General features: G+C 70.7%; 29 protein-coding genes, 1 tRNA gene and 2 pseudogenes. 11 read left to right on the top strand and 21 right to left on the bottom strand.

The window, feature by feature from the left end; genetic code table 11:
- Positions 1–41: 41 nt before the first annotated feature.
- Both AS96_RS04765 and AS96_RS04760 read left to right on the top strand, forming a co-directional pair.
- Positions 42–389, top strand: coding sequence for an ArsR/SmtB family transcription factor (locus tag AS96_RS04765; RefSeq protein WP_036286238.1), 348 nt, complete (start codon positions 42–44; stop codon positions 387–389).
- On the top strand, positions 386–733 hold the full coding sequence (locus AS96_RS04760; protein WP_231477113.1) for a GNAT family N-acetyltransferase: 348 nt from the start codon (positions 386–388) through the stop codon (positions 731–733). Before AS96_RS04765 ends, AS96_RS04760 begins: the two co-directional genes overlap by 4 nt.
- Position 734: 1 nt before the next feature.
- Here AS96_RS04760 and AS96_RS04755 read toward each other — a convergent pair.
- The 4 genes from AS96_RS04755 to AS96_RS15900 all read right to left on the bottom strand — a co-directional run bounded on the left by AS96_RS04755 (position 735) and on the right by AS96_RS15900 (position 2,359).
- Positions 735–823 (bottom strand) — tRNA-Ser (locus AS96_RS04755).
- Between the two features lie 123 nt (positions 824–946).
- Positions 947–1,288, bottom strand: a complete 342-nt coding sequence (locus AS96_RS04750; protein ID WP_051498752.1) for a hypothetical protein — start codon at positions 1,286–1,288, stop codon at positions 947–949.
- A gap of 208 nt (positions 1,289–1,496) precedes the next feature.
- The gene (locus AS96_RS04745; RefSeq protein WP_036286237.1) at positions 1,497–2,201 is read right to left on the bottom strand and encodes an NUDIX hydrolase; all 705 of its coding nucleotides are present in this window, start codon (positions 2,199–2,201) and stop codon (positions 1,497–1,499) included.
- A gap of 26 nt (positions 2,202–2,227) precedes the next feature.
- Positions 2,228–2,359: a hypothetical protein gene (locus AS96_RS15900; protein ID WP_269319595.1), complete on the bottom strand. Its 132-nt coding sequence runs from the start codon at positions 2,357–2,359 to the stop codon at positions 2,228–2,230.
- 142 nt (positions 2,360–2,501) lie between these two features.
- Here AS96_RS15900 and AS96_RS04735 point away from each other — a divergent pair, with 142 nt between their 5' ends.
- Complete coding sequence (locus AS96_RS04735) at positions 2,502–3,410, top strand: ATP-grasp domain-containing protein (RefSeq protein WP_036286231.1); 909 nt, start codon at positions 2,502–2,504, stop codon at positions 3,408–3,410.
- Here AS96_RS04735 and AS96_RS04730 read toward each other — a convergent pair.
- From AS96_RS04730 to AS96_RS04710, 5 genes are all read right to left on the bottom strand, one after another.
- Positions 3,407–5,092, bottom strand: a complete 1,686-nt coding sequence (locus tag AS96_RS04730) for an ABC1 kinase family protein (RefSeq protein ID WP_036286228.1) — start codon at positions 5,090–5,092, stop codon at positions 3,407–3,409. The genes AS96_RS04735 and AS96_RS04730 overlap by 4 nt on opposite strands.
- 6 nt (positions 5,093–5,098) lie before the next feature.
- On the bottom strand, positions 5,099–5,671 hold the full coding sequence (locus AS96_RS04725; protein ID WP_036286431.1) for a PadR family transcriptional regulator: 573 nt from the start codon (positions 5,669–5,671) through the stop codon (positions 5,099–5,101).
- 85 nt (positions 5,672–5,756) lie between these two features.
- The gene (locus AS96_RS04720) at positions 5,757–6,311 is read right to left on the bottom strand and encodes an NYN domain-containing protein (protein ID WP_036286430.1); all 555 of its coding nucleotides are present in this window, start codon (positions 6,309–6,311) and stop codon (positions 5,757–5,759) included.
- Positions 6,312–6,381: 70 nt separating this feature from the next.
- Positions 6,382–6,561, bottom strand: a complete 180-nt coding sequence (locus AS96_RS04715) for a hypothetical protein (RefSeq protein WP_036286225.1) — start codon at positions 6,559–6,561, stop codon at positions 6,382–6,384.
- 37 nt (positions 6,562–6,598) lie between these two features.
- On the bottom strand, positions 6,599–7,246 hold the full coding sequence (locus AS96_RS04710; RefSeq protein WP_036286222.1) for an NAD(P)H-binding protein: 648 nt from the start codon (positions 7,244–7,246) through the stop codon (positions 6,599–6,601).
- A gap of 36 nt (positions 7,247–7,282) precedes the next feature.
- Here AS96_RS04710 and AS96_RS04705 point away from each other — a divergent pair, with 36 nt between their 5' ends.
- Positions 7,283–8,317 carry a lactonase family protein gene (locus AS96_RS04705; protein ID WP_036286219.1) on the top strand — a complete coding sequence of 345 codons (1,035 nt, stop codon included), beginning with the start codon at positions 7,283–7,285 and terminating at the stop codon, positions 8,315–8,317.
- Positions 8,318–8,389: 72 nt separating this feature from the next.
- Here the strand turns inward: AS96_RS04705 and AS96_RS04700 are convergent, their stop codons facing one another.
- Entirely contained in the window at positions 8,390–9,223 is an 834-nt protein-coding gene (locus tag AS96_RS04700) for an SDR family NAD(P)-dependent oxidoreductase (RefSeq protein WP_036286216.1), read from the bottom strand.
- Positions 9,224–9,510: 287 nt separating this feature from the next.
- Positions 9,511–10,839: an MFS transporter gene (locus AS96_RS04690; RefSeq protein ID WP_231477112.1), complete on the bottom strand. Its 1,329-nt coding sequence runs from the start codon at positions 10,837–10,839 to the stop codon at positions 9,511–9,513.
- 326 nt (positions 10,840–11,165) lie between these two features.
- Between AS96_RS04690 and AS96_RS04685 the strand changes: the two genes are divergently transcribed.
- A complete protein-coding gene (locus tag AS96_RS04685; protein WP_231477111.1) occupies positions 11,166–12,323 on the top strand; it encodes an MFS transporter in 1,158 nt (385 codons plus the stop codon).
- Between the two features lie 12 nt (positions 12,324–12,335).
- Here AS96_RS04685 and AS96_RS04680 read toward each other — a convergent pair whose 3' ends face one another.
- Together AS96_RS04680 and AS96_RS04675 are read right to left on the bottom strand one after the other, a co-directional pair.
- Complete coding sequence (locus tag AS96_RS04680; protein WP_036286207.1) at positions 12,336–13,616, bottom strand: M18 family aminopeptidase; 1,281 nt, start codon at positions 13,614–13,616, stop codon at positions 12,336–12,338.
- 27 nt (positions 13,617–13,643) lie between these two features.
- Positions 13,644–14,024: a DUF3054 domain-containing protein gene (locus AS96_RS04675; RefSeq protein ID WP_036286205.1), complete on the bottom strand. Its 381-nt coding sequence runs from the start codon at positions 14,022–14,024 to the stop codon at positions 13,644–13,646.
- Positions 14,025–14,072: 48 nt separating this feature from the next.
- Between AS96_RS04675 and AS96_RS04670 the strand changes: the two genes are divergently transcribed.
- Positions 14,073–14,741 (top strand): NADPH-dependent F420 reductase, encoded by a 669-nt coding sequence (locus AS96_RS04670; RefSeq protein ID WP_269319594.1) that lies wholly within the window; start codon positions 14,073–14,075, stop codon positions 14,739–14,741.
- A 9-nt stretch (positions 14,742–14,750) separates the two neighbouring features.
- Here the strand turns inward: AS96_RS04670 and AS96_RS04665 are convergent, their stop codons facing one another.
- Entirely contained in the window at positions 14,751–15,113 is a 363-nt protein-coding gene (locus AS96_RS04665) for a winged helix-turn-helix transcriptional regulator (RefSeq protein ID WP_036286201.1), read from the bottom strand.
- 95 nt (positions 15,114–15,208) lie between these two features.
- Between AS96_RS04665 and AS96_RS04660 the strand changes: the two genes are divergently transcribed.
- Entirely contained in the window at positions 15,209–16,069 is an 861-nt protein-coding gene (locus AS96_RS04660; protein WP_036286198.1) for an NAD(P)H-binding protein, read from the top strand.
- Between the two features lie 28 nt (positions 16,070–16,097).
- Here the strand turns inward: AS96_RS04660 and AS96_RS04655 are convergent, their stop codons facing one another.
- Positions 16,098–17,525, bottom strand: coding sequence for a dihydrolipoyl dehydrogenase family protein (locus AS96_RS04655; protein ID WP_036286196.1), 1,428 nt, complete (start codon positions 17,523–17,525; stop codon positions 16,098–16,100).
- 94 nt (positions 17,526–17,619) lie between these two features.
- Between AS96_RS04655 and AS96_RS04650 the strand changes: the two are divergent.
- The 4 genes and pseudogenes from AS96_RS04650 (at position 17,620) to AS96_RS04635 (ending at position 20,809) form a co-directional block, all read left to right on the top strand.
- A pseudogene (locus AS96_RS04650) lies at positions 17,620–18,444 on the top strand (ABC transporter ATP-binding protein).
- A complete protein-coding gene (locus AS96_RS04645; protein ID WP_036286194.1) occupies positions 18,441–19,133 on the top strand; it encodes an ABC transporter permease in 693 nt (230 codons plus the stop codon). Before AS96_RS04650 ends, AS96_RS04645 begins: the two are co-directional and overlap by 4 nt.
- Positions 19,130–19,843, top strand: coding sequence for an ABC transporter permease (locus AS96_RS04640; RefSeq protein WP_016464418.1), 714 nt, complete (start codon positions 19,130–19,132; stop codon positions 19,841–19,843). The genes AS96_RS04645 and AS96_RS04640 overlap by 4 nt, the downstream gene beginning before the upstream one ends.
- 36 nt (positions 19,844–19,879) lie before the next feature.
- Complete coding sequence (locus tag AS96_RS04635) at positions 19,880–20,809, top strand: ABC transporter substrate-binding protein (RefSeq protein ID WP_036286192.1); 930 nt, start codon at positions 19,880–19,882, stop codon at positions 20,807–20,809.
- 148 nt (positions 20,810–20,957) lie between these two features.
- On the opposite strand, the gene AS96_RS04630 is transcribed toward AS96_RS04635, so the two are convergent.
- The 6 genes and pseudogenes from AS96_RS04630 to AS96_RS15625 all read right to left on the bottom strand — a co-directional run bounded on the left by AS96_RS04630 (position 20,958) and on the right by AS96_RS15625 (position 26,186).
- Positions 20,958–22,274, bottom strand: coding sequence for an LLM class flavin-dependent oxidoreductase (locus AS96_RS04630; protein WP_036286190.1), 1,317 nt, complete (start codon positions 22,272–22,274; stop codon positions 20,958–20,960).
- Positions 22,271–23,581: an O-acetylhomoserine aminocarboxypropyltransferase/cysteine synthase family protein gene (locus AS96_RS04625; RefSeq protein ID WP_036286188.1), complete on the bottom strand. Its 1,311-nt coding sequence runs from the start codon at positions 23,579–23,581 to the stop codon at positions 22,271–22,273. Before AS96_RS04625 ends, AS96_RS04630 begins: the two co-directional genes overlap by 4 nt.
- A gap of 103 nt (positions 23,582–23,684) precedes the next feature.
- Complete coding sequence (locus AS96_RS04620; protein WP_016464414.1) at positions 23,685–24,650, bottom strand: hypothetical protein; 966 nt, start codon at positions 24,648–24,650, stop codon at positions 23,685–23,687.
- Between the two features lie 33 nt (positions 24,651–24,683).
- Positions 24,684–25,568 (bottom strand): annotated as a pseudogene (locus AS96_RS04615) (DNA glycosylase AlkZ-like family protein); the annotation flags it as partial.
- A gap of 15 nt (positions 25,569–25,583) precedes the next feature.
- Positions 25,584–25,760, bottom strand: coding sequence for a hypothetical protein (locus AS96_RS15630; RefSeq protein ID WP_231477109.1), 177 nt, complete (start codon positions 25,758–25,760; stop codon positions 25,584–25,586).
- Between the two features lie 39 nt (positions 25,761–25,799).
- Complete coding sequence (locus AS96_RS15625) at positions 25,800–26,186, bottom strand: rhodanese-like domain-containing protein (RefSeq protein WP_269319596.1); 387 nt, start codon at positions 26,184–26,186, stop codon at positions 25,800–25,802.
- Positions 26,187–26,188 lie beyond the last annotated feature (2 nt).

The following is a 26,188-nucleotide window of genomic DNA, read 5'->3' as shown; positions in this document are numbered from 1 at the left end:
CATGCATCGACAGATGTCAATACGAGGTGCACAATCGAAAGATGCCGACGCTGCTGCCCCTCCTGACGAACACCGCCGACGGGTGCAGCTCGACCGCGCCCGTGAACGCACTGACGGCGGATGAGGTAGAAATGCTCGCCCGCACCTTCAAGGCGCTCGGCGACCCCACGCGGGTGCGCCTGCTATCGCTGATCGCCGCATCGCCGGGCGGTGAAGCCTGCATCTGCGATCTCACCGCACCGGTCGGCCTCTCCCAGCCGACCGTGTCCCACCACATGAAGCTTCTCGTGGATGCCGGGCTCGCCACGCGTGAGCAGCGCGGGCGCTGGGCGTACTTCCGGGTCGTCACCGATGCCCTCGACCAGGCCGCGAACGCTCTCCGCCCGTGAAGGCGGTCTCGATCCGCGCGATGCGGCCCGAAGATTGGCCGGAGGTGGAGGGGATCTATCACGAAGGCCTCGCCACGGGAAACGCCAGCTTCGAGGCTGAGCCGCCCACCTGGGAGGCCTTCGACACCGGCCAGCTCGGCGTCAGCCGGTTGGTCGCCGTCGACGCCGACGGCGGCGTCACGGGATGGGTCGCGGCATCCGCCGTCTCGACCCGCGCGGTGTACCGCGGCGTCGTCGCGGGTCAGTGGCGCGACACCGATCCTGGTCGAACGTCGCCGCCCCGACGGAGCGCCGTAACGCGAGAACCCCGCCCAGGCTTTCGCGTGGACGGGGTTCTCGGCTGAGCGGAAGTGACAGGATTTGAACCTGCGAGGCGAGTTACCCCGCCTACATGGATTCCAGCCATGCTCCTTAGGCCGCTCGGACACACTTCCGTCGACGATCCTATCAGCCGCCGCGACGGCCGTTGTCGCTCACGCGGTCGCGAGAAGGTCCCCGGCCAGCGGCAGCTGCGGCACCTGCGTGAACCGCCACGCCCCGGCATCCGCGGGGCTGAGTCACCACACCAGGTCGAATCGATCCCCCGGCCACGCGGCGGGCGGGGGCGGGTCGATCGATCCGAGGTGGCTCAGGATGTCGGGGATCAGCTCGTGCTCCCAGGCGACGAGCGTGCACCCCGTCGTCGTACGCAGCGCCGCGGCAAGCGCGGCCGTGTCGTCCTTCTTCCACGTCGTCTCCAGAGCGAGCCCCAACCTCGCGGCCAGCGGCGTCACCGTCTGCGCAGGGCGTTTGCTCCCCGCGGAGCACGCCGAGAGCGTCAGCGCCGCTGCAGACCCCACGCCCGCGGTCAGGAGGGTTCGTCGCGAGAGTGCGTCGCGCGCCTGCCGACGTTCGTCCATGTGTTCCTTCTCCGATCGTGCTCGCCGATCGTCACACGCCGGTCCGCGCCAACTCCACGGACCGAGCATGTTCATCGGGCGTGCTGGCGAAACGCCCAGCAGCCACACGGAACGCGGGGTCGCAAACGGTGCTCACGACGTCGCGCAAACCACAGATCTGGCCCCCGTTTCGGACCCGCGCCGCCGCGGGCACAGGGCGCCCGGCAGCCTAGATCGGCAGCGGTATGCGCCGGGTCTGGGCGCCCAGGTCCCACGGCTCGGTCCAGCCGAGCCGGTCGAACAGCGCGTCGATCACCATCGCGGTGAAACCCCAGACGAGGTGGCCCTGTACCTCGAAGGCGGGCCCGCGCCACGTCTGCCCTTCGCGCTCGATCACGGTCACCCCACGGCTGCGCGGGTCGAGGAGGTCGGCCACCGGGGCGCGGAACACCGCAGCGGACTCCGCATCGTCGACGACACGAACGGGCGACGGATGCCGCCACCACCCCAACACGGGCGTGACGAGGTGCCCGGAGAACTCCAACGGCACCGGCGGCAGCGCGCCCAGCACCTCGACGCCGGCCGGATCGAGCCCCGTCTCCTCCTCGGCTTCGCGCAGTGCGGCCGCGATGGGCCCGGCATCCGCGGGGTCGAGGCGTCCTCCGGGAAACGCAACCTGTCCCGGATGAGCGCGGAGCGTGGTCGCACGCTCCAGCAGCAGCACGTCGAGGTCGCGCGAGACCGCGGCATCCTGCGCCGCGTGTGCGCTCTGTACGTCATCGAGCACGCCGAACAGAATCAGCACCGCGGCGGCGCGCGGCGAGAACGCTGCAGACAGTCTCTGCCGTGGCGCTCCCCAGTCCCGGCCATCGCGAGCCAGAGCGGCCAACTCGGCGCGTGCCCCGGCGGCGGAAGCGGTGGAGTCGGAGGGCACCCGTTCAGGCTACGACGCGTCGGCCGCTACGGGGTCATACGCAACTCGCCGGACGCGAAGGGGAACGGGAAAGCGATCGCGTACGGCTCGCCGGGGTCCGGCACCGGGACCAGGGTGAGCCACGTCAGCGACACGATCGTCGCGACGACGAAGGGCACGACGACACCGGTGGCCGCGCGCCCGAGAATCCGCCGCGCATCGTCATCGGATGCCGCGTGATGAACAACACGCTCGTTCCCGCCAGCCTGCCGCCCGGGAGGGGCCCGGTCAAGGAGAACGCCCTCGGTAGGGTGGTCTCTCGTGACCTCGCCTGCACCGCGGATCGGCATCGTCGTCACCGACGCCGCCTTCTACTCCGACGAAGACCCCGACCACGACACCCCGGTGCTCCTGGATGCACTCCGCGCTCGCGGCGCGGCGGCCGAGGCCGTCGTCTGGCACGACGACAGCGTCGATCTCGCCGCCTTCGATCTGCTCGCGATCCGCTCGCCGTGGGATTACCCCGAGCGTCCCGATGAGTTCCATGCCTGGCTCGAGCGCGCGGCGGCATCCACCCGCGTCGTCAACGCCCCGGCGACGATGCGCTGGAACCTCGACAAGCACTACCTCGCCGACCTCGAAGGCGTCGGCATCCGCGTGGTACCGACCGCGTATGCGGACAGCGTCGACGACGTCCGCGCGGCGCTGGCCGCGCACGACCGCGTCGTCGTGAAGCCGGCGGTGTCGGCGGGGGCGCGCGACACCGGCCTTTTCGACGCCGACGACGAGCGGGCCCTCGACCTGGCGACACGGATCATCGAGGCCGGCGATACCGCGATGATCCAGCCCGAGGTGCCCGAACTGTCCCGCGGGTGGGAGAAGGCTCTCTACCTCATCGACGGTCGGTTCACGCACGCCATCTCCAAGGGCGCCCTGCTCGAAGTGGGCGGCGGACTCATCGGCGGCGTCTACGAGGAACATCCCGAACAGGTACCCGCCTACGACGACGAGGTCGCCTTCGCCACCGCCGTCGTGCGGGCGGTGCAGGCCGTCACCGGCGGTCCGCTCCCCCTCTACGCCCGCGTCGACACCGTGCGCTCGCGGGCCTACGGCCTGGCGCTGCTGGAGGTCGAGCTCGTCGAGCCCGCCCTCAACCTGCACGTCGCACCGCACGTCACCGACGCCGTCGTCGATGCGCTTCTCACCGCGGCAACAGGCGGAGCGTCCTAGCGGCGCCGGCGCCGACCGCGCGGCAGGAGGCTGACGACGAGCGGGACGAGCGACGCGATCATCATCGCCACACCGAAGACCTCGTCGGTCACCCGCAGCAGGATGCCGCCGATGAGCAGGATGCCGAAGACCACCGCCGCGAGTCCCCGCTGGGCGATCCGCTCCAGGCGGTCGAGCCGGCGTTCCAGGCGCGACAGGTCGACCGACACCGTGCCCTCCTCGAAACCCGTGATGAGTCCGTCGAGGCGTCCGGGCAGACGCCACGCGGTCGTGGCGACCTCCGCGACCTGCGCGAGCGCGTCCTTCACGACGTTGCCGCCCTCATCACGCAGCACCTGACCGGCGAACGGCTCGATGCTCTCCCAGATGTTGTACTCGGGCTCCAGCGTGCTGCAGACGCCCGAGGTGAGCGAGATCGCGCGCACGATCAGCAGGAAGTTCTCCGGCAGCTGGAACGGCAGGCTCCGCACGACATCGCCGAACTCCTCCGCGAAGTCGCGGAACTCGCGGGGATCGACCTCGCGCAGTTGCGCGAATCCCATGCCGCCGAAGCGGGCGAACAGTTTCGCGTAGGCACGCTCGAGCTCGCGGGTGTCGGCGCCGGGCAAGAGCGCGCCGACATCGAGAATGCCCTGCACCAGTCTCTTGCTGTCGCGAGCCGCGACGGCCAGCAGCACGGTACGAAGCCCTGAGCGCAGCCGGTCGTCGACGATGCCCATCATGCCGAAGTCGATGAAGGTCAGTGTCCACGCCGGCGCCGCGGCATCCGCGCCGGCGGGGCGGGGCGTCACGAAGACGTTGCCCGGGTGCGGATCGGCGTGGAAGAAACCCGTGCGGAACAGCTGCGTGAACATGGTCGTCGCGAAGACCTCGGCCACCTCCACGGGATCGATGCCGGCCGCGCGCAGGCCCGCGACGTCGGAGATCTTGATCGCCGTCACATCCTGCAGCGTCAGAACCTTGCGCGTCGAGCGCTCCCAGACGACCTCCGGCACGGCGACGGCGGGGTCATCCGCCACGTCCGCGCCGAATCGCTCGGCGTTCTGCGCTTCGTGCAGGTAGTCGATCTCCTCGCGCGATGTCGCGGCGAACTCCTCGGCCAGCGCGGGCGCATCGACGCGGTCCGAGACGAGCCGCACGCGACTCAGCCACCCTGCGACTCGGCGCAGCGCCGCCAGGTCGACGTCGACGATCTCGTCGATCCCCGGGCGCTGCACCTTCACGACGACGGCGCCGAATCCGCTCAGCGTCGCATCTGCCGGCGTCAGTCGGGCGCGGTGCGCCTGCCCCAGGGATGCCGCGGCCACAGGAGTCTCGTCGAACCAGGCATACGCGCGCTCCAGCGGCATCCCGAGCTGCGCCTCGGCGGCGGCACGGATGTCCGCGAACGGCACCGGCGGCACCTCGTCCTGCAGCCCCTCCAGCTCCTTCGTGATCTCCGGCGGCAGCACGTCCAGGCGCGAGGACATGAACTGGCCGACCTTGATCATGAGACCGCCGAGGTCGACGGCGAGCGCGTGGAAGCGGCGGGCGATGCGCTGCATCCGCGCGCTGCGCGACCGCTCGGCGAGGCGCCCGAGGCCCACGCGCGGCAGGAACAGGTCGTACCACCAGGTCTGCGCCAGCGAAAGTGCGGCGAAGCGGAGGATGCGCCGGTACCGCGCGCGTGAGCCGGACTGCACCGCCGATCAGCCCTGTGCGAGCAGCGCGTACACGCGGCGACGGGCCTCGTCGAGGATCTCGACGGCGCTCTGCACCTGCTCGGGCGTGCCGGTGCGCCCCACCTGCCCGACCGCCTGCGCGAGCGCGAAGCCGGCCTTCGGCAGCGCGCTCATGCGGCCGCCGTCGCGCTGACTCGGTGTCTCCCAGGGCGCCGGACGGTCCGCGGAGGCTTCTGCCTCGGCGCGACCGGCGTCGGTGAGCGCATACGTCTTTCGGCCGTTCGCCTCCTCGGCGACGATCAGGCCCTCGTCGGCGAGCATCTGCAGCGTCGGGTACACCGAGCCGGCGCTGGGCTTCCAGGCGCCGTCGCTGCGCTGCTCGATCTCCTGGATGATCTGGTAGCCGTGCATCGGCTGCTCGGCGAGCAGGGCCAGCACCGCGGCGCGTACGTCGCCACGTCCCATGCGGGGTCCGGTGCGCTGCTCGAAGGATGCGCGGAGATTCTCCATCGCGTCCCACATGCCAGCCGACCCAGCCGCGAAGGGGCCGGAGCCGAACCCCCGTCCGCCGAAGCCCGGACCGGAGAATGAACCGTTCATGATGCCTCCCGAAATCGCGCCGACCACTCGGCGATAGTGAACGATATATCGTTCACCTGTGTTCGCGCCGTGAGTTCGTGCGTCCTCAGCCGAGGAACTCGGCCGGGTCGAACTCCTCGATGGGGATGACGCGCACGCGCGGCAGTTGGGCGTCGAAGGCGTGCACGTCGTACTCGAGATCGAAGAACTCGATGCCGGGAACGGCGGCGAACTCGCTGCTGCGGAACTCGTGGAACCCGATCAGCCCGACGCGGCGGTCATCGTCGACGAGGGATGCGAGGTCGTCGACGAAGTCGCGGTCGTGACTGACGAGGACGACGTCGCCGCTGCGATCCTCGAGAGCCCGGAGCGTCCGCTGGATGGCGAGGTCGACGACCTTCGCGTCGGCCGGACCCGACAGCGGCACCGGGGTGTAGCCGAGCGCCAGCAGCGCCTGCACGAACGGCATGGGCAGATGCGTCGACGCGTTGAGGAAGAAAAGGCCGCGTACCGGCTGCTGCCAGCGCTCCTCGATGAAGCTCAGCAGACGATCCCACCGGGGGCGCTCGTCGGGCTGCGGGCGACGGCCCAGGATCGATCCGCCGAGCGTGGCATCGATGTTCTCGCCGTCGACGAGGATCCAGCTGGTGCGATCCGTCACGTTGCCTCCCTCGGCATCCGCGCGCACCCACCCGGGCCGCGCCCTTCGACGCTAGCAGGGGCGCGCTGACTCACCGGTCGCTGCGGGCGAACAGCCGCCGCAGCACGAAGAAGACGATCACCGCGACGACCAGCACCACGACGAGCTTCGCCACGAACCACAGCACGCTGAAGATGACGTTGACGATCACCCAGGCGATCGCGATCGCCACGATCACGCCGACGATGCTCCAGAGAGTGCTCTTGCTCATGCCTCCAGCGTAGGGGCGTGCGCCGTCGCGCCGCGCGTCAAGCGGCCGCCAGCGCGGCGGCGATCGGCGTCGAGCCGGTGTTGAAGCTCACGGTGCGCCCTCGCGTCGCCGGCTCGTCGACCGCGGCCGCGAGCACCGCGGCGACGTCGGCGCGCGACACCGAGGTGCCCGACGGGGCAGTGGTCTCGATCATCCCGGTGGGGTCATCGTCGGTCAGGGTCGACGGCGCCAGGATCGTGTACTCGACGCCGCTGGCGCGCAGATGCGCATCGGCAGCGGCCTTCGCCTCGGCGTAGGCGAAGAAGCCGTTGTCGGGGTCGACGCCGTGGTCGGGCCCGGCACCGAAGTACGACACCATGACGAACCGGTCGACGCCCGCCGCCAGGGCGGCATCGATCGTGCGGATCGCGGCGTCGCGGTCGACGGCGTACGTGCGTGCCGCATCGCCGCCGCCGGCGCCCGCCGACCAGACGACGACGTCGAACCCGCGGACGAGGTCGGTCAGCTGGGCGAGGTCGAGACTCGCAACGTCGGCCACCACGGGATGCGCACCCGCCGTCGTCACGTCATCGACGTGGCCCGCGGTGCGGATGACCGCGCTGACCTCGTGGCCGGCCCGAGCGAGCAGCGGCTCGGCCTTCAGCGCCACCTTGCCGTGTCCGCCGATGATGAGGATGCGTGCCATGGTTCCAGCGTACGCGGCGCCACCTACGCTGGAACCATGACCGCCACGACTGCCCTCGTCCTCGTCGCCAACGCTGCAGACGGCTCCCTCTCGACCTTCCGTCTCACCGACGGCGCACTGGAGCGCATCGCCGTGACCGAGGGGCTGACGGGGTGCTCCACGTTCGCCGTGGACGCTACGCGCGACCTCGTCTACGCGGCGGTCAAGGGCGATCCCGCCGGCATCGTCACCCTCTCGCTCGATCGCACGAGCGGCATCCTCACCCCGCTGTCACGCCGCGATCTCCCCGCCGGCGGCATGAACTACCTCGCGCTCACGCGCGACGGCTCGGCCCTTCTCGGCGCGAGCTACGGCGGTGGCTACGGCATCCTCTCCCCCATCGTCGACGGCGTCGTCGGCGAGCCGGTGTCGACGATCTCCTACCCCAACCTGCACTCGGTGCTGCCGAGCGCTGACGGCCGGTTCGCCTACTTCGTCTCGCTCGGGGCCGACCTCGTCGCCCAGTACGCGATCGCCGACGAGCTCGCCCTCGTCCCGCTGGAGCCCGCGACCGCGGCGGCTCCCGCCGGCAGCGGACCGCGCCATCTGCTGGTGAACGACACGCAGGATGCCGTCTACGTCATGACCGAGTTCTCCGGCGAGGTGCTGCATTACGCCCGCGATACGGCGACCGGCACGCTGGAGCTGGTGGGCGCGGCATCCGCCTTCGACCGTTCGAAGGGTCTCGGTCACGGCGAGTTCGGCGCCGATCCCCTCGCCCATCACTTCATCTGGGGCGCCGACCTGCACGCCGGCGCGGACGGCCGCGTGCTGTGGGCGTCGGAGCGCACCGAGAGCACGCTCGCCGCGGTTCCGGTGGCCGCCAGCGGCACCGTCTCGGATGCCGCGACCTTCACCGTCACCGAGCAGCAGCCCCGCGGCTTCGCCACGAGCGCCGACGGCCGCTACCTCGTGGCCGCCGGCGAGAAGTCGACGTCGGTGTCGCTGTACGCCGTGGACGGCGAGCGCCTCGAGCTGCTCCAGCGCGCCGAGACCGGCAACGGCGCCAACTGGGTGCGCTTCATCGACTGACACCCACCTTCGTCCGTCCCGTCTGGCCGCATTCGCCGACCGATGACGACCAGAGCGGACGGATGGACCGGGTCAGAGGCCGACCATGTCCGCGCTGCGCTCCCACAGGCGCGCGGCGATGACCGGGTCGGCGGCCAGCGGCGAGGTTCGCGCGAGGCGGTTGGCGACGTAGTATCCACCGCGCTCCCAGTCCAGACCCGGCTTGCCCAGTGCGAGCCAGGCCAGCCGCGCCCCGCCGACATCGGTCGAGGTCAGCAGACGGCTCGTCACCGGACTGGTGTACAGGAAGCGCCACGGCCCCTTCGCCGTCGAGGCGAAACTGCTGCCGATCACGCCGGGGTGGAAGGCGGCCGCGGCGACACCGTCGTCGCCCCAGCGCCGCACGATCTCCCTCGTGAACAGGATGTTCGCGAGCTTTGCGTTGCCGTATGCCGAGCTCGCAGAGTATCGCCGCTGGGCGTTGAGGTCGTCGATGTCGAAGCGCGAGAAACGTCGGGCGGCGACGCTCGAGGTCTGGATGACCGAGGCCCCCGCGTCCACGAGGCGATCGCGCAGGAGATTCGTGAGCAGGAACGCCGCCAGATGGTTCGTCTGGAAGGTCGCCTCGAAGCCGTCGACCGTGACCGTGCGATCGCCGAAGATGCCGCCCGCGTTGTTCGCGAGCACATCGATGCGCGGGTAGCTCGCCCGCAGTTCGTCGGCGAGCGCACGCACCTGGGCGAGCACGGCGAAGTCCGCGACGTGGAAGGGCACGCCGAGTTCATCGGCGACCTGCCGCGTGCGCCGCGGGTCGCGCCCCACGATCACGACCCGCTGCCCGGCAAGGGTCAGCTGCCGCGCAGCGGCGGCCCCGATGCCGCTGCTGGCTCCGGTGATCACGATCGTGCGAGGCTCGTTCTCGGTCATGCCGGGAGTCTACGTCCGCCGACGAAGGGTCCTGCCGGGCCGCCCCCTGCATGACCGCGACCCGACAGGAGTGCAGGGGGTCAGGGCGAGGGGATGCCGCCCTTGACGTTCGGCGTCTCGCCGATGACATGGGCCGGACGCGCGACCGACGCCGCGGCGTGTCTCGTCGCAGAGATCGGCGCGGAGGGGGGCCGGATCGCTGAACGTGCACTGGTCGCGGGTCATCCCGGCAGTCTCGGCGACGAGGCGCCGCCGCACAGGTGGATTGACAGCGCTGTCGAGCAGTGTTAGCGGACGCGGGCGCGTTCGTCCGTCCCGTCGCGTCGCCATGCCTCCTCCGCAGCGACATCTGCGGCCGGATGAGCGGGAACGGCGCGGTGACGGCGCCCGATCGCGATGTTCACGACGCCCAGCGACAACACGACCGCCGCAGCCGCCGCGGGCACGGCCATCGCGACGCCCAGCGAGACCTCTTCGGCGATCCAGCCGGTCGCCGCCGCGGCGAGCGCCTGCGCGAGCGTGAGGGCGGAGCTGAGCAGCGTCATGGTCGTCGCCGATCGTCCGCGGGGAGCGCGCTCACCTGCGAGGGAGAACAGCGTGACGAGAGTCGGCCCGACGCCGAGCCCCATGACGAGCAGCCAGCCGGCAACCACGCCGAGGCTCGACGATGTCGCATACCCGACGGATGCCGCGGTCAGCACTCCTGCGAAGACGAGCCAGCGGTGGCGTAGGGCGAAGCGCGCGGGCAGCAGCACGACGCCGAGGGCGAGCACCGCGGAGCCGATACCCATGAGCCCGTAGAGCAGGCCCGCCTGCGCCTCGTCGCCCGCGGCGCGCGCGAAGGCGGTCAGCGACGTCAACGCCGAGCCGAAGAACATCCCCACGCCGAACGTCGCCGCCACGAGCACGAGCATCGACGGCGTCAGCACGGCGCGGAAGGCAGCCCGCTCGGCCGCGGCCTCGGCGCGACTCTCCAGCAGGCGCGCGGTGGGGTGCAGCGCGAAGGCGAGGACGAAGCCGAAGCTGAGCGCGGCGGCCACCGCGATGGGCGCCCACGGCGCCATGAGGGCCGCGAGGATGCCGACGAGGAACGGACCGATGACGAAGGCCGTCTCGTCGGCAGCCGACTCGTAGGACATCAGACGCGCGGTCGTCTTCGTGCGGCGCTCGGGAGCGATGCGCGCGGCGACGATCGCCAGCAGTCGACTGCGCGACATGGCCGCCGCCTGCGGCCCGGTCAGCCCGATCGCCAGAGCCGCCGCCAGGATCACGCCCGGGGGCGTGTCTGCGGTCGCGACCAGCGGGAACAGCGCGAGCAGGATGCCGTTGGCGAGGCCCACCGGGACGAGCACGCGCCGCTGGCCGTGCCGGTCGACGAGGTCGCCCATGACGGGACCGGCGATGACGACGCCGATGCCGACAGCGGCCGAGGTGAGTCCGCCGAAGCCGACCGAGTCGGTCGCGTGGACGACGAGCATGAGCACGCCGACGGTCATCATCGCGAAGGGCAGCCGGGCAACGAAGGCGATCGGCCAGTACGTCCAGCCGGTGTGCGCGATCAGCGATGAACGACCGCTGACGGTCGTGGGGTGGTGCACGGGGTTCCTCCGGGACATGGGCTCGTTGTTCACGTGCCGCCTTGCCCTCCGAACGAATCCGGGGCCGGGTGCCGTCCGCGACGTCGCGGTCGGATGGCTGGGTGGAGCAGGTAGATGCACTTCGCGCTCCGCGAGGGAGCACGACACTCGAGTGTACCGGATGGATATCTCCGGTGGTCTGACCACACTGCAAATCGGAGTAGCATCGAACAGTCCCCGACCGCCAGCGACAACGGCGCCGCATCCTCACAGATGGGCACCCGCGCATGTCAGTCGCTACCTCCTCCCTGCCGATTCCGGTCACTGGGGCCATACGTCGTGCACGCGTGGCGCCATGGCTGCGCGTGAGCGCCGCGGTCTTCGCCGTGGCGTGGGGCGGCAACGAGTTCACGCCACTGCTGGTCACCTACCGGCTGGACCAGCACCTCAGCGCTCTGACCGTCAACCTCCTCCTCGGCGCGTATGTCCTCGGCATCGTGCCGGCCCTGCTCATCGGCGGCCCCCTCTCGGATCGGTTCGGCCGCCGGGCCCTCGCGCTGCCCGCGCCCGTCCTCGCTCTCACCGGATTCGCCGTGCTCGCCGCCGGCGGAGGGTCGGCCGCGCAACTGTTCGTCGGCCGGGTCTTCTCCGGCCTCGCACTCGGTCTCGTGATGGCCGTGGGGACGGCGTGGATCAAGGAGCTCTCGACGGCCCCGTTCGACACCGACGCCGACGCCGGCGCCGGCGCGCGGCGCGCGGCGCTGGTGCTGACGGTCGGGTTCGCGCTGGGAGCGGCGGTCGCGGCCGCCATCGCCCAGTCGGGAACGGCTCCGGAAGTGCTGCCCTACCTCGTCAACGTCGTGCTGTGTGCACTCGCGCTCACGCTCATGTGGTCGGCGCCCGAGACGCGCACGCGCGCCGCGCACCCGGGTCGACTGCGCGACGACCTCCGGATCCCGGCCGCCGCTCACCGGCGGTTCCTGTTCGTCGTCGCCCCCCTCGCCCCGTGGGTGTTCGGCACGGCGGCGAGCGCCTACGCGATCCTGCCCGTGCTCTTCTCCGCCCAGGTGCCAGGCTTCGAGGTCGGGTTCGCGGGCCTGCTGTGCCTCATCGCGCTCGGCTGCGGCGTGGCCGCTCAGAGCCTCGTCCGGCGCATCGATCGGGCCGGCAGCGCGCGGACGATCGTCACCTCATTCGCGGCAACAACCATCGGGCTGGCCTTGGCGGCGGGAGCTGCGGTGAGCATGTCGCTGCCCGTCGCGATCATCGCCGCCGCAGCGCTCGGCACGGCCTACGGGTTCCTGCTGGTGACCGGACTGCAGGAGGTGCAGCGCATCGCCGGCCCCGACGATCTGGCAGGTTTGACCGCCGTCTACTACTCGCTCAGCTACCTCGGCTTCTTCGTGCCCGCGGTCCTCGCCTCGCTCAGCCCGATGATCGGCTATCCGCTGCTGTTCGGCGCAGGCGCCGTGTTCGCCCTCGTCAATCTGCTGGCGACGTCGGCGGCGCACCGCCGCTACTGAGGTCGACGGCGCTCAGGAGGAGAAGAACGCCCCCGCCGCACGGGTGAGGGCGAACAGGTCGGCCGTGCCGGCGAGCTCGCGCGCGGAGTGCATCGAGAGGATGGGAATGCCGACGTCGACAGTGCGGATGCCGAGACGCGTCGCCGTGATGGGGCCGATCGTCGATCCGCACGGCACGGCGTTGTTCGAGACGAACTCCTGCGAGAGCACGCCCGCGGCCTCGCACCAGCCGTGCCAGGCGGCGGCACCGGCGGCATCCGTCGCGTAGCGCTGATTCGCGTTGATCTTCAGGATCGGGCCGCTGCCGAGGACGGGCTGGACGACGGGGTCGTGCTTCTCGGGATAGTTCGGGTGCACGGAGTGGCCGACGTCGCTGGAGACGCACCAGGATGCCGCGAGCGCGCGCAACTGCTCATCCCGGTCGGCCCCGAGCCCGCGCTGCACCCGCTCGATCACGTCCGACAGGAACGGGCCGGCGGCGCCGGAGCGCGTCGCCGAGCCGACTTCCTCGTGGTCGAAGACCGCGAGCATCGGGATGTGCGCGGTGTCGGACGGCGCGGCGACGAGGGCGGTGACGCCGGCGTGCACCGACGCGAGGTCGTCGAGACGGCCGCTGGCGAAGAAGACATCGTCCTTGCCGAAGACAGCACCGCGGGTGGCATCGGCGGTCACGATGTCATAGCCGCGGATGCGCCCGGCGTCGACGCCGGCGGCGGCTGCGAGCTCGGCGAGCAGATCGGCGGACGCGGCATCACCAAGTCCCCAGACGGGCTGGGTCTGGGTCTGCTTGTTCAGAGCGAGGTGGTCATTGGCCTCGCGGTCGAGGTGGATCGCGAGCTGCGGCAGACGCAGCAACGGCCCGGTTGCGGTCAACACGGCGGACCCGTCATCGAGGACCAGTCGCCCGGCGAGGCGCAGCTCGCGATCGAGCCAGGAGTTCAGCAGCGGGCCGCCGTAGATCTCGACTCCCGCCTGCAGCCAGCCGAAGCGACCGGTGGTCGGCTTCGGCTTGAGCTTCAGCGCCGGGGAGTCGCTGTGGGCGCCGAAGACGTGGATGCCGGTGCGCGCGTCGGCCGCGCGCGGCACCACCCAGGCGATGACGGCGCCGTCGCGCACGACGACGTACCGCCCGCCAGGAACGAGCGACCACCCCTCTTCCTCGACGAGAGAGGTGAACCCGGCATCCTCGAGGCGGCGTGCGACCTCCGCGGCCGCGTGGAAGCTCGAAGGGGACGCGGCGACGAAGTCGGCGAGGTCGTCGGCGTGGGCACGGACGGCAGCGGAGGCGGGCATCTTCTCAGCGTAGTTCGGCGCCTGTGCTCACGCCGCGCGGCGCCGCGTCAGCGCGCGCTGCACGAGCAGGGCGATCAGGCGCCACCCCAGCAGGAACACCGCCAGCACGATGCCCGCGACGATGACGAAGGAGACGGCGATACCCTGACTCGACACCACACGCAGCAGCATGCCGCCGGCGAGGGTGACGGCCCACACCGGCAGACCCGTGCGCGCCACCGCACGCGGCGCCCTCCAGGCCCGCGCGACCAGCCAGCCGAGCACCAGAGCCGCCAGGAACGGCCACGCCGTGATCGCAAGCCCCGTCCACACGTCGGGATCGTGGCTGGCTCGACCCACGGCCGCGAAGGTGACGACCAGCGCCGCGTCGAGGACGAAGGAGAGGAGAACGGAGGCGGATCGCGACATTCCTCCATCCTCCTCCCGTCGCGCGGTGGTCTCGGGCAGCGCGTGGGAATGCCGGCGCGGACACCGGGCGTTGCCACCGACATGACAACAGTAGGAATCATCGGAGCAGGACACATCGGCAGCGCACTCGCGCAGGGCCTCGTCGCTCGCGGCTACGAGGTGGTCATCAGCAACTCGCGAGGACCCGAGACCCTTGCGGACCTCGTCGCCCGGCTCGGTGCGACGGCGCGCGCAGCGACCCCCGCCGAAGCCGCGGAGGCGGCGGACTGGGCGATCGTCACCGTGCCGCTGAAGGCGATCGACGACATCCCGGCCGCCGCCTTGGCCGGCAAGATCGTCCTCGACACGAACAACTACTACTGGGAGCGCGACGGGCACATCGCCGCACTCGACGACAAGCAGACGACCACGACGCAGATGGTGCAGGACCACCTCGCCGGCGCGCACGTCGTGAAGGCGTTCAACCACATCCCCGCCGCCGCCATCCTCACCGACGGCGCCCCGGCCGGCACCCCCGGTCGTCGCGCGCTCGCGATCGCGAGCGACCACGCGGATGCCGCGGCCCTCGCGACCGCCGTCTACGACGAGTTCGGCTTCGACACCGTCGACATCGGCTCGGTCGCCGAGAGTTGGCGGGTCGAGCGCGACCAGCCCGCCTACGTCGTCCGCCAGGACGCCGACGAGCTCCGCGCGAACCTGGCCCGAGCGACCCGCTGAGACACGCCGTCAGCGCGCGACGATCTCGTCCGCGTTGTCGGCGATCCAGCCCATCAGCGGGAGCACTCGCTGCATGAGCTCGTCGCCGCGGGCGGTGAGCGCATATTCGACGCGCGGCGGCACCTCGGGGTAGGCGGTACGCACGACCAGGCCGTCGGCCTCGAGGGTGCGCAGCGTCGACGCGAGCATCTTCTCGCTGATGCCGTCGACCGCTCGCCGCAGTTGACCCCACCGGGCCGTGCCCTCGCTGAGCGCCAGCAGCACGAGGATGCCCCACTTGCTCATCACGTGATCGAGCACGGTGCGCGTGGGGCAGTTCTCGGTGAAGACCTGGTCGTGCTGTGTCCGGATTTCCGCGAGACTTACCGCCATGTAGGTACCTTACCGAAAAGTGGGTACCCGATCTCTGGAATGCATGGGATGCCGGGCACGGTTCTTCTCCCCGGACCCCAACGAAAGGACCTCCCATGACCATCCTCGTCACCGGTGCCAGCGGGCACCTCGGCCACCTCGTCGTCGACGCACTGCTGTCTCGCGGCGCCACGGCATCCGACATCGTCGCCGGCGCGCGCACCCTCTCCGCGATCGACGACCTCGCCGCACGCGGCGTGCGCACCGTGCACCTGGACTACAACGCCCCCGCCACGATCACGGCGGCTCTCGACGGCGTCGACACCGTGCTGCTGATCTCCGGATCGGAGGCGGGCCGCCGCTACGCCGGTCACAAGAACGTCATCGACGCGGCGGTCGCCGCCGGCATCTCGAAGTTCGTCTACACGAGCGTGTCGAAGGCCACGAGCTTCGACTGGCCGCTGGGTGCCGAGCACAAGGCCACGGAGCAAGCCCTGTCCGCGAGCGGGCTGCCCACCGTGATCCTGCGCAACGACTGGTACACCGAGAACTACGTCGGCGACGTGCAGCGCGCCGCCGAGTCCGGCGTCATCGCAGCCTCGGTCGCCGACGGCCGGGTCGCCCCCGCGGCCCGCGCCGACTATGCCGAAGCCGCCGCGGTGGTGCTCCTGGAAGACGGACACATCGGTGAGGTCTACGAGCTCGCGGGCGATGCGAGCCTCGGCTACGCCGACCTCGCTGCCGCCGCCGCCGAGGCCCTCGGACGGGACGTCGCCTATGTGCCGGTTTCGCGCGACGACTTCGTCGCCGCGCTGCAGGGATCGGGACTCGACGCCGGAACCGCCGAGTTCGTGGCGAGCATGGAGGACGGCATCCGCGGTGGCGTCCTCGCCGACACCGACGGCACGCTGTCGCGCCTCATCGGCCGCACGACGACCCCGGTCGTCGACACGTTCCGCGCCGCGCTGGCGGGCTGAATCGGAGGATCGAGGCGATCGGCCGCGCTCAGACCGGGCGCCCGATCGCCTCGAGCCACCGCAGCCACACCTCGCTGAGGGTGGGGTAGGCCGGCACGGCATGCCACAGCCGGGCCAGCGGCACCTCGCCGACGATCGCGATCGTGGCGGCCTGCAGAAGCTCCGCCATGTCGGCCCCGACGAAGGTCGCGCCCACGAGCACGTCGCGGTCGGTGTCGACCACCGCCCGCGCCTGCCCGCGATAGTGGGCGGCGCGGGTACTCGCTCCCGCGATGTTCGCGAGGTCGTAGTCCACGACCCGGACGGCGAGCCCTTCCTTCTGCGCCTGCGCGGCCGTCCGGCCGACGGCGGCGACCTCGGGCGAGGTGAACACGACCTGCGGGACGGCGACGTGGTCCGCCGTCGCGACGTGGGTGCCCCACTCCTGGTCGTCGACGGCGCGGCCGCGGGCGCGGGCCGCGATGACGTCACCGGCCGCCCGCGCCTGGTACTTGCCCTGATGGGTCAGCAGTGCCCGGTGGTTGACGTCGCCGACGGCGTACAGCCAGTCGCTGCCGCGAACCCGCATCGTGTCGTCGACATCCAGCCACGAGCCGGGCGTCAGATCGGCCGTCTCCAGGCCCACGTCCCCCGTCCGAGGCACGCGCCCCGTCGCGACGAGGATCTCGGATGCCGTGATCTCGCCGTCGGCCAGCGTCACCGTGACCGCGCCGGTCGCGGCATCCCGCGATACCGCCTGGATCTCGGCGCCGGTGCGCACCTCGACGCCCGCCGCGCGCAGGGCTGCCGCCACCGCTTCGCCGGCGAACGGCTCCATCCCCCCCAGAAGGCCGGAACGGGCGAGCACGGTGACGTGGCAGCCGAACGAGGCGTACGCGGTCGCCATCTCGCACGCCACGACCCCGCCGCCGAGAATGACGAGAGAGTCGGGCACCCGATGTGCGCCCGTCGCTTCGCGCGAGGTCCACGGTGCGCAATCGGCGAGTCCGGCGATGTCCGGCAGCAACGCCGCCGATCCGGTGCAGACGGCGACGGCGTGCCGGGCGCGCAGCACGACGGCATCCGTCCCGTCCTGGCGCACCGTGACCTCCCGCGGGGCGCTCAGACGCCCGTGGCCACGGACGAGGGCGATGCCGGCACCGTCGAGCCACTCGACCTGTCCGGAGTCGTTCCAGTCGTGCACGATCTCGTCGCGCCGGCGAAGCACCGCCGCGACGTCGACGGGCCCGGACGGGGCGGCTGCCAGGGCGCCGGGGGCATCGGCGGCGTCGGCGCGGGCGGCGCCGGCGCGCAGCAGCACCTTCGACGGCATGCACGCCCAGTAGCTGCATTCGCCCCCGACGAGCTCGGACTCGACGATCGCCACCGTCAGCCCTCCCTGCACGGCACGGTCGGCGACGTTCTCGCCCACGGGCCCGGCACCGATCACGATGAGGTCGTACTCTGCGGATTCCATCCCCCACGCATACCCGACTGTGACGCCAGATTCCAGCCCCTGTCACGGTGTCGGAGGGATGTGGTTGGGTGGATCATCCGACCCCGGAGGACGTATGGCGATCGAGTTCCGCTCCGTCACGAAGCGCTTCGCTGACGGCACCACCGCTGTGGACGACTTCAGCCTCGTCCTGCCCGCGCACAAGACCACCGTGTTCGTGGGCTCCTCAGGCTGCGGCAAGACGACACTGCTGCGGATGATCAACCGCCTCATCGAGCCGACCAGTGGCGAGATCACGATCGACGGAGAACCCATCCGCGACCGCAACCCCGTGTAGCTGCGCCGTGGCATCGGCTACGTGCTGCAGAACGCAGGACTGCTCCCCCACTTCAGCGTCGTCGACAACGTCGCCACGGTTCCGGTCCTGAACGGCACTCCGAAGAAGCAGGCGCGTGCGCGCGCGCTCGAGCTGCTCGACATCGTCGGATTGGACCGCTCTCTCGCCGATCGTTACCCCCGTCAGCTCTCCGGCGGACAGCAGCAGCGCGTCGGCGTCGCCCGCGGCCTCGCCGCCGACCCCAACATCCTGCTGATGGACGAGCCGTTCGGCGCCGTCGACCCGATCGTGCGCAAGGAACTGCAGGCCGAGACCATCCGCCTGCAGCGCGACCTCGACAAGACGGTCGTCTTCGTCACCCACGACATCGACGAGGCCTTCCTGCTGGGCGACCAGGTCGTCATCCTCGAAAAGGGCGCCCACATCGCCCAGGTCGGCACCCCCGACGAGATCATCGCCGCGCCTGCCAGCGAGTTCGTCGCCGAATTCGTCGGCGTCGAGCGGGGCTCACGCGCCCTCACCGCGAAGAAGACCGCGCACGGCACCGTGCTCGTGGATGCCGCGGGTCGCGCGCAGGGCGTGCTGGTCGACGGAGCGCCATGAACTGGGTCGTCAACAACCTCGATCTGATCGGCGGGCTGACCCTCGCGCATCTGCGCCAGAGCGCGATCGCGATCGTCGCGGCCTTCGTCATCGCGCTTCCGCTCGGCTGGGTCGCCTGGCGCTACACGGCTCTGCGGGGGTCGGTGCTCACCACGATCGGCCTGCTGTACACGATCCCCTCCCTGGGGCTCTTCGCGCTGCTCTGGGCGGTCTTCGGCATCCCCTACCTGTCGGAGAACAACCTCATCATCGCGCTGACGGTCTACGGCGTCGCGATCATGACACGGTCGGTCGCCGACGGCCTCGACGCGGTCGACGCCGCGACCCGCGACGCCGCCATCGCGGTCGGCTACGGGCCCTGGCGACGTTTCTGGACCGTCGACCTCCCGCTGGCCGGTCCGGTGCTGCTCGCGGGGCTTCGCGTGACGGCCACGTCCACGATCGCGCTGGCGACGGTCGGCATCCTCATCGGCGTGGAGAACCTCGGCTACCTGTTCACCAACGGCCTGCAACGGCGGATCATCCCCGAAGTGCTCGCGGGCGTGGTGATCGTGGTGCTGATCGCGCTCCTCTTCGATCTGCTGCTCGTTCTCGCGGGACGCCTGCTCATGCCGTGGGTGCCTCGCCGCGACGGCAGTCGCGCCGAGCGACGCGCGCTGCGGCGCTTCGCGTCGGAGGGGGTCGCATGAACCTCTTCGTCGACGCCTTCGCGTGGATCTTCTCCCCCGACCGCCTCACCGGCTCGCTCCCCCTGCCCGAGGCGATCGCTCAGCATCTCGCGTTCACCTTCGGCTCGGTGCTCCTCGCCGCGCTCATCGCCATTCCGGCCGGCTGGGCGATCGGCCACACCGGACGCGGACGGGAGTTCGCCGTCGCCCTGTCCGGAGCGGCGCGCGCGATCCCGACGCTCGGTCTGGTCGTGCTGCTGTATCTACTGGTGGGCGTCGTCTACAAGAGCCAGGCCGCCGTCGTGGCCTTCGTCATCCTGGCGATCCCCTCCATCCTCGCCGGCGCCTACGCGGGCTTCGAAGCGATCGACCGCTCCACGATCTCCGCGGCGCGCGCGGTCGGCATGACCGGCCGCCAGATCCTGTGGAAGGTCGAGGTCCCGCTCGGGCTGCCGCTGCTGATCGGCGGCATCCGTTCCGCGACCCTCCAGGTCGTCGCCACCGTGACGATCGCCACCTACGTGGGCCTCGGGGGGCTCGGCTTCTACATCATCCAGGGCATCCAGCTGCGCGACACCGCGCAGATCCTCGGCGCCTCGCTCCTCGTCGTCGCGCTCGCGCTCGTGCTCGACGGCGTCTTCGCGCTGCTGCAGCGCATCGTCGTGCCCCGCGGCGTCGCCGGGCGCTCCGCCCGGCCGCGGGCGGCGACCCGGGCTGCCACGGCATCCTGACTTCCTCTCCACAGCACCCAACGAAAGGCACCCCTCATGTCCGCACTGCGCACCTCCCGCTTCGGAGCGCGCCTGGCCCTGGCGGCCACGGCGCTCACCGTCACCGCCCTCGCCCTCACCGGCTGCGGCTCCAGCAGCTCACTCGAGCAGCCCGCCGCCACCGGCGGTGCGACCGGCTCGTCCGAGACCATCACGATCGGCTCCCAGGCGTACTACTCGAACGAGATCATCGCCGAGATCTACGCTCAGGCACTCGAAGGCGCCGGCTTCACGGTGGACCGTAAGTTCAACATCGGCCAGCGCGACGCGATCGTGCCGTCGCTGCAGAACGGCACCATCTCGCTGACCCCGGAATACACCGGCAACCTTCTGCAGTACTTCGACAAGAGCACCACCGCGACGACCACCGAGGACGTGTACGCGGCCCTCAAGAAGGCACTGCCCGAAGGACTGAGCGTGCTCGACCAGGCGTCGGCGACCGACCAGGACTCGTACAACGTGACGGCGGCGTTCGCGGCGCAGCACAACCTCAAGAGCATCGCCGATCTCGCGAACGTGCCCAACCTCGTGCTCGGTGGCGCGCCCGAGCTCGAGCAGCGCCCGTACGGCCCCACCGGGCTGAAGGACATCTACGGCGTCACGGTGAGCTTCAGCGCCACGGCCGACACGACCGTCGACGAGCTCGTCGCGGGCGGCATCCAGCTGGCCGACGTCTACAGCGCCGACCCGAGCATCAAGACGAAGAACCTCGTCACGCTCGAGGACCCGAAGGGTCTCTTCCTCGCGTCGCACGTCGTGCCGCTCGTGAACAGCTCCTTCCCCGCCGACGCGGCCGATGTGATCAACGCGGTCGACGCGAAGCTCACCCCCGAGGGCCTGATCGCGCTGAACGTCGAGTCCAAGGTCGACCAGAAGTCGACCAAGGACATCGCGGCTTCCTGGCTGAAGGCCAACGGCCTGGGCTGAGCCGTCGCGCCGCGTTTCGACTCGTCTGCGTTTCGACTCGTCTGCGTTTCGACTCGTCGCTGCGCTCCTCGCTCAACGGCCGGGGTTCCATCCCCCGGTCGTTGAGCGCGGGCAGCGCGTCGAAACGCAGACCACCCCCGGTCGCGGCTCAGAACGAGCGCAGACTCGCGCGCAGGCCGCCGTCCGACAGCTCGTCGCGCAGGATGCCGCGGCGACGAAGCACCGGAACGAGATCGTCGAGAGTGCGGTGGATCGTGACCGGGTGCAGGTCGCCCCACAGCAGCACGCCGTCGTTGCCCCACTCGCCGAGTTCCTCGATCATGTCGGCGAACTCTTCGGCGGTTCCGACGAAGCCGCTGCGATCCGAGATGCGCCCGGCTCGCGCGAGGGCGGTCAAGTGGGCGCGAAGGGGCGCCGTCGCGGCATCCCGATCTCCGATCAGCCGGCGGATCGAGCCCTGCGAGACATGCTCGGCGAACAGTCCCTCCGGCAGCGGGGCGTCCAGATCGAGCACGGTCAGGTCGGTCTCCAGGTCGCTGGACTGCCGTTGCGCGATCACGCGCAACACCGCATCGTCGGGGTGGGCCGACGCCGCCACGACGCGGTCGGCTTCCTCCGGCGAGGAGACGATGACCGGCTGGATCGCGAACATGATCGTGATGTCCGAGGGTGAGCGCCCGCGCTCGATCGCGGCGGCGTGGATCTTGGCCCGGTAGGCGCGCACGCTCTGTTCGGTGAGAGGCGCCAGGGCGAGCTGGACGTCGGAGTTCGCGCCCGCGAAGCCGAGACCCCGCCCCGAACCGCCGGGTGAGGCGATGACGGGTTCGCCGCGCTCGAACGGCACGGCGTTGAGCGGACCGTCGAAAGCGAAGTACTCGCCGCGGTGGCGTACCGAACGCAGCTTGGTGCCGTCGGCGTAGACGCCGGTCGCGGTGTCGCGCACGAGTGCGCCCTCTCCCCAGGAGTTCCAGAGCGCGCGGATCCCGTCAAGCCATTCCTCCGCGCGGTCGTAGGCGGCGTCGTGGCTCAGCTGCGGGGCGTCGCCGAAATGGCGGGCGTTTCCGGTGTCGGTCACGACGTTGAGGCCGAGCCGGTCGCCGCTCAGATGCTGGAGTGTCGCGAACTGGCGTGCGGCCGTGTAGGGAAGGTACGCGGCCGGGTTGACCGTCGGGATCACACCCAGGCGGGTCGTCGCTTGGAAGAGGTACGGGGCCAGCAGCAGCGGGTCGAGCTTCGGACCGCCGAAGGCGTGCCGCACCCTCAGGTCGATGGTGTCGGGCGAACCGAGCGACGGGGCGTCCTCGATCAGCACGAACTCGAAACCGGCACGCTCCAGCTCTCGCGCCGACTGCTGATAGAGCTCGGGACGCGTCCACTGCCAGTTCCAGTCCAGGTACGGATGGCCCCAGCCGTGCGGGCCGAAGCCGCGCGCGAGGAACCATCCGAAGTGCTGGAGACGGCTCACGCGAGCACCGCGACGGGAACGTCGCTGGCGACCGACAACGCCTGCGAAAGGTCGTCGATCAGGTCGTGGACATCTTCGATGCCGATCGAAACCCGCAGCGTTCCGGGGTGCACGCCGACGGCGGTGCGCTCGGCGTCGGTCAGAGCCGCGTGCGAGGTGGATGCCGGGTGCAGCACGAGCGAACGCACATCGCCGAGGTGCGTCATGTGCGTGAAGACCTCGAGAGCCTCGACGAACCGGCGCGCCGTCTCGACGTCGCCGCGGAGGGTGAAGCTGAACACGGCTCCGAACCCGTCTGTGAGGTCTCGCACCGCGAGCTCGTGGTCGCGATGCGAGGCCAAGCCGACGTAGTCGACCGAAGCGATCTCCGGGCGGCTCTCCAGCCACTGGGCGAGGGCCTGGGCGTTGGCACTCTGGCGCTCGACGCGCAGGCTGAGCGTCTCGATGCCCTGTCCGATCAGAAAGGCGTTCAGCGGCGACGGCGTGGGCCCGAATCGCGGGGCGACCGACTCACGGGCATAGGCGATGCGCGCGTCCTGCCCCACCCGCTCGAAGAGGCTCGGCGCGCCGCCGCGACCCGGCGCGAGCAGATGCGGGTACTGATGCGCGACCGTGGCGGCGTCGATCCGGCCGCTGTCGACGATCGCGCCGCCGAGCACACTGCCGTGGCCCGCGAGGAACTTGCTCGCCGAGTGGACGACGACGTCGGCGCCGAGTTCGAGTGGCCGGACGAGGTACGGAGTGGCGAAGGTGTTGTCGATGACCAGGACGATCCCGTGCCGATGCCCGAGCGCGGCGAGCGCCGGAATGTCGACGAGTCGATTGCTCGCGTTGGAGATCGATTCCGCGAACAGCGCACGGGTCGTCGGGAGGATGGCGGCCTCCCACGCGGAGAGGTCGTCGATCTCGCTGACGAAGTCGGTCGTCACGCCCAAGCGCGGCAGGTTTTCGCGCAGCAGCCCGCGCGTGCCCTCGTAGATGTGCGTCGAGGCGACGATGTGCTGGCCCGCCTCGAGCAGCGAGAGCAGCGCGACCGTCGTGGCCGCCTGTCCGCTGGCCAGCAGCAGCGCCTGCGAGCCGCCTTCCAACGCGGCCAAGGTGTGCTCGACCGCGTCGATCGTGGGGTTGCCGATGCGCGTGTACGCGTAGCCCTCTCCGCGACCGAAATGCGCGGCGGCGTCATCGTACTCGCCGAACTCGAAGCCGGCGGTGAGATAGATCGGTGTCGCACGGGCCGCCGCGATCGCGCCGTCGTCTCGCCGCGGCCGGTCGTGCAGCTGCCGTGTGGTGAATGCTCGCCTGCTCACCGGGTCCTCCTGTCGACATCGACGGATCGGGCGTCGATGACCGACCCATCGTCGCGGTCGAGCGCGGTCGAGGACCAATCGCGTTTCCTCGTGTGACGCCCACTCAGGCCGACGCCGCTGCCGCCCGCGACAGCGCGCGCAGCGCGAGGAAGGTCACCCACCGGGAGGGCTCACCGACCGGCACATCGAGGGGGAACCACACCTCCCCGGGAAAGAGATACCCCTGGAGCCATCGACCATCGCTCTGACGTGCGCGACGCACGATCTCGAGGGTGTCCGCGGCACGCAGATCGAGCGGGATGCCGTCGTGCGCCGCTGCGGCGGTGACATGATCGGCCGCCTTCAGCGCGCTGAAGGGCGCACGGTAGGGATAGACGAGCAGGTCCGTCCACGGTCCGACCTGTGCGCCCGTGGAGAGTCGGGTGCGCAGCCGCCGGGCGAGCAGGTACTCCTCGCCTCGTCGCCGCGAGGCCGCCACCGAGCTGTCACCGGTCAGTTCCTCATACGCCAGCAGACCGCGCACCGCGTTGATCGTCGAATGGAACGAGGAGCGCACCGAACCATCAACCCACTCGCAGTTCCAGCCGCCGTCTTCCAACTGATGGGCCGCGAACCATGCGGCCAGCGGTGTCATGTCGCGCCCCAGCCACGCTCCATTCGCCAACGTCATCGCGTTGATGCAGACATCGACTTCGCCGTCCCAGTACGGCAGGTCGTCGTACTCCCAGCGGGCACTCACAGCGAGCCGGTCCGCCGTGTCACCGAGCGCGGCCGCATCCATCCCCCACTCGCGCAACGTCGTCAGTGTCCAGGTCGTCGCGGTATACGGCTGACCGGGCATCTCATCCTGCGCATCGAAATCGAAACCCCCGGGAAAGAAGGCGCCGCCCGCCCACTGTCCGTCGGGGTCCTGATACGAGAGCAGGCGCGCGCCGTCGCCCTCGAGGGGGATTCGGGCACGCGTCGCGCGCCACACCTCCGCGGGTTCATCCAGGAGGTCGCGTTCGACCTGCCATCGCAGCGTGGGGTCCGAATCGAGCAGCCAGTCCCGAACGGTCTCGTCGATCATGCGCACACCCCTCCCTCGCCAGACCCGCGCGCCTCACCGCGCCCGTTGGACGGGAACACCGAGCCAGTCGGCCAGATCACCGATCTCGGCATCCACCATCTCGCGCTCCTCGGGTTCGAGCTCGATGAACTCGTGCACGGCAGTCACCACGAGGTTCTCCTTCTTCTTGTCGAGCTCGGCGTCCAAGAGGCCGACGAAGCGATCGCCCACGAGGATCGGGTGCGCGAAGTACCCGTAGCGACGCTGGGACTTGGGTTTGAACTGCTCGAGGACGAACTCGAACTCGAACACCTCTGTCAACCTCGGGCGATCGAACAGCATGCCGTCGTAGGGGTTGAGGATCGCCACGCGACCGCCGGCATCGTCGTCGAGTGCGGCGAGGGCGGCCGGATCCCCCCGCCACGACCACGCCGAACCCTCGACCGTGGCGGGTTCCCCCGCCATCCCCACCGGCGTCCACCGGGACTTCTGTCGGGCGATCCCGGCTGCCTGCAACCGTCGCTCCTGCAACACGTGCGCGGCCTCGTCGGGATCGATCACGGGCACCTCGGCGTACACCCGCTCGCCGAGGTCCCACACCCGCTGTCGCCCCTGACGGCCGACGACCGCCGCCTCGCCGACGTAGGAGAGAAGGTCGAGCATCCGCGGAACCTGGTTCGAGCCGTACCAGCCGGCCTCGTCCTTGTGCGCGACCTGGCTCGTGTCGTCGATCTGGCCGGCCAGCAGCGGGCCGTCGGCCCGCAGGCGTGAGATGACCTCGGCACGGAAGCGCGCATTCGCCTCCAACCACCCGGCCGCCTGCGCGCGGAACACCCGCGCGCGCATGCCGGCGAGCAACGCGGGCTTCAGGGATGCCGCGTGGAACTGTCCGTCGAACTCGAAGAGCGCCTGGTCGTCCTCGACCGCCTTCGTCAGTTGGCCAGGCTCGTAGCCTCACCCGATCCGGCTGAAGGGGATTGTCTGCTCGGCGGGCGCGATCGTCGCCGTCGGATCGATCTTGATCGATCCGAGCTGCTCACCGATTTCGACGATGTCGCCCGGGCGGTCGGCGTCGAACAGCTGCGCCCGCACCGCGATGCGACGTGCCTGCTCCCGACTCAGGTGATGCATGCCGCGAGCGTACTCGCCACCGCAGACACGCGCCGCCCGTCATCCCGCCGCGGCAGGCGCGAGCGCGCTGTCGACGGCGACGCGCTCATCGAACACGAAGCAGTCGCCGCGGTAGTGCGCCTGGCCCTGCGCGGCGAACCACCCCAGGATGCCGCCGTCGAGCTGCCAGGCCTCCACCCCCTCCTCGCGGAGGACCAGCGCCGCCTTCTCGCAGCGGATGCCGCCGGTGCAGTAGCTGACCACCGTCTTGTCCTGCAGCTCGTCCCTGTGCGCGGCGACGGCATCCGGAAACTGGGTGAACCGCTGCAGGCGCCAGTCCACGGCTCCCTCAAAGGCGCCGTCGTCGACCTCGAACGCGTTGCGCGTGTCGAGCATGACGACCTCGCGGCCCGCGTCGTCGTGCCCCTGATCGAGCCACCGGCGCAGCG

Source organism: Microbacterium sp. MRS-1, assembly GCF_000585455.1.
GTDB lineage: Bacteria > Actinomycetota > Actinomycetes > Actinomycetales > Microbacteriaceae > Microbacterium > Microbacterium laevaniformans.
The sequence above is the reverse complement of the archived record's forward strand: the minus strand, read 5'-3'. Positions and strand labels throughout refer to the sequence as shown.

Coding starts and splice junctions, on each gene's coding strand:
- AS96_RS04765 (WP_036286238.1), top strand. CDS start 42: ATGCCGACGCTGCTGCCCCTCCTGACGAACACCGCCGACGGGTGCAGC.
- AS96_RS04750 (WP_051498752.1), bottom strand. CDS start 1,288: ATGGACGAACGTCGGCAGGCGCGCGACGCACTCTCGCGACGAACCCTC.
- AS96_RS04725 (WP_036286431.1), bottom strand. CDS start 5,671: ATGAACGGTTCATTCTCCGGTCCGGGCTTCGGCGGACGGGGGTTCGGC.
- AS96_RS04715 (WP_036286225.1), bottom strand. CDS start 6,561: ATGAGCAAGAGCACTCTCTGGAGCATCGTCGGCGTGATCGTGGCGATC.
- AS96_RS04710 (WP_036286222.1), bottom strand. CDS start 7,246: ATGGCACGCATCCTCATCATCGGCGGACACGGCAAGGTGGCGCTGAAG.
- AS96_RS04705 (WP_036286219.1), top strand. CDS start 7,283: ATGACCGCCACGACTGCCCTCGTCCTCGTCGCCAACGCTGCAGACGGC.
- AS96_RS04700 (WP_036286216.1), bottom strand. CDS start 9,223: ATGACCGAGAACGAGCCTCGCACGATCGTGATCACCGGAGCCAGCAGC.
- AS96_RS04690 (WP_231477112.1), bottom strand. CDS start 10,839: ATGTCCCGGAGGAACCCCGTGCACCACCCCACGACCGTCAGCGGTCGT.
- AS96_RS04680 (WP_036286207.1), bottom strand. CDS start 13,616: ATGCCCGCCTCCGCTGCCGTCCGTGCCCACGCCGACGACCTCGCCGAC.
- AS96_RS04675 (WP_036286205.1), bottom strand. CDS start 14,024: ATGTCGCGATCCGCCTCCGTTCTCCTCTCCTTCGTCCTCGACGCGGCG.
- AS96_RS04670 (WP_269319594.1), top strand. CDS start 14,073: ATGCCGGCGCGGACACCGGGCGTTGCCACCGACATGACAACAGTAGGA.
- AS96_RS04665 (WP_036286201.1), bottom strand. CDS start 15,113: ATGGCGGTAAGTCTCGCGGAAATCCGGACACAGCACGACCAGGTCTTC.
- AS96_RS04660 (WP_036286198.1), top strand. CDS start 15,209: ATGACCATCCTCGTCACCGGTGCCAGCGGGCACCTCGGCCACCTCGTC.
- AS96_RS04655 (WP_036286196.1), bottom strand. CDS start 17,525: ATGGAATCCGCAGAGTACGACCTCATCGTGATCGGTGCCGGGCCCGTG.
- AS96_RS04645 (WP_036286194.1), top strand. CDS start 18,441: ATGAACTGGGTCGTCAACAACCTCGATCTGATCGGCGGGCTGACCCTC.
- AS96_RS04640 (WP_016464418.1), top strand. CDS start 19,130: ATGAACCTCTTCGTCGACGCCTTCGCGTGGATCTTCTCCCCCGACCGC.
- AS96_RS04635 (WP_036286192.1), top strand. CDS start 19,880: ATGTCCGCACTGCGCACCTCCCGCTTCGGAGCGCGCCTGGCCCTGGCG.
- AS96_RS04620 (WP_016464414.1), bottom strand. CDS start 24,650: ATGATCGACGAGACCGTTCGGGACTGGCTGCTCGATTCGGACCCCACG.
- AS96_RS15630 (WP_231477109.1), bottom strand. CDS start 25,760: ATGCATCACCTGAGTCGGGAGCAGGCACGTCGCATCGCGGTGCGGGCG.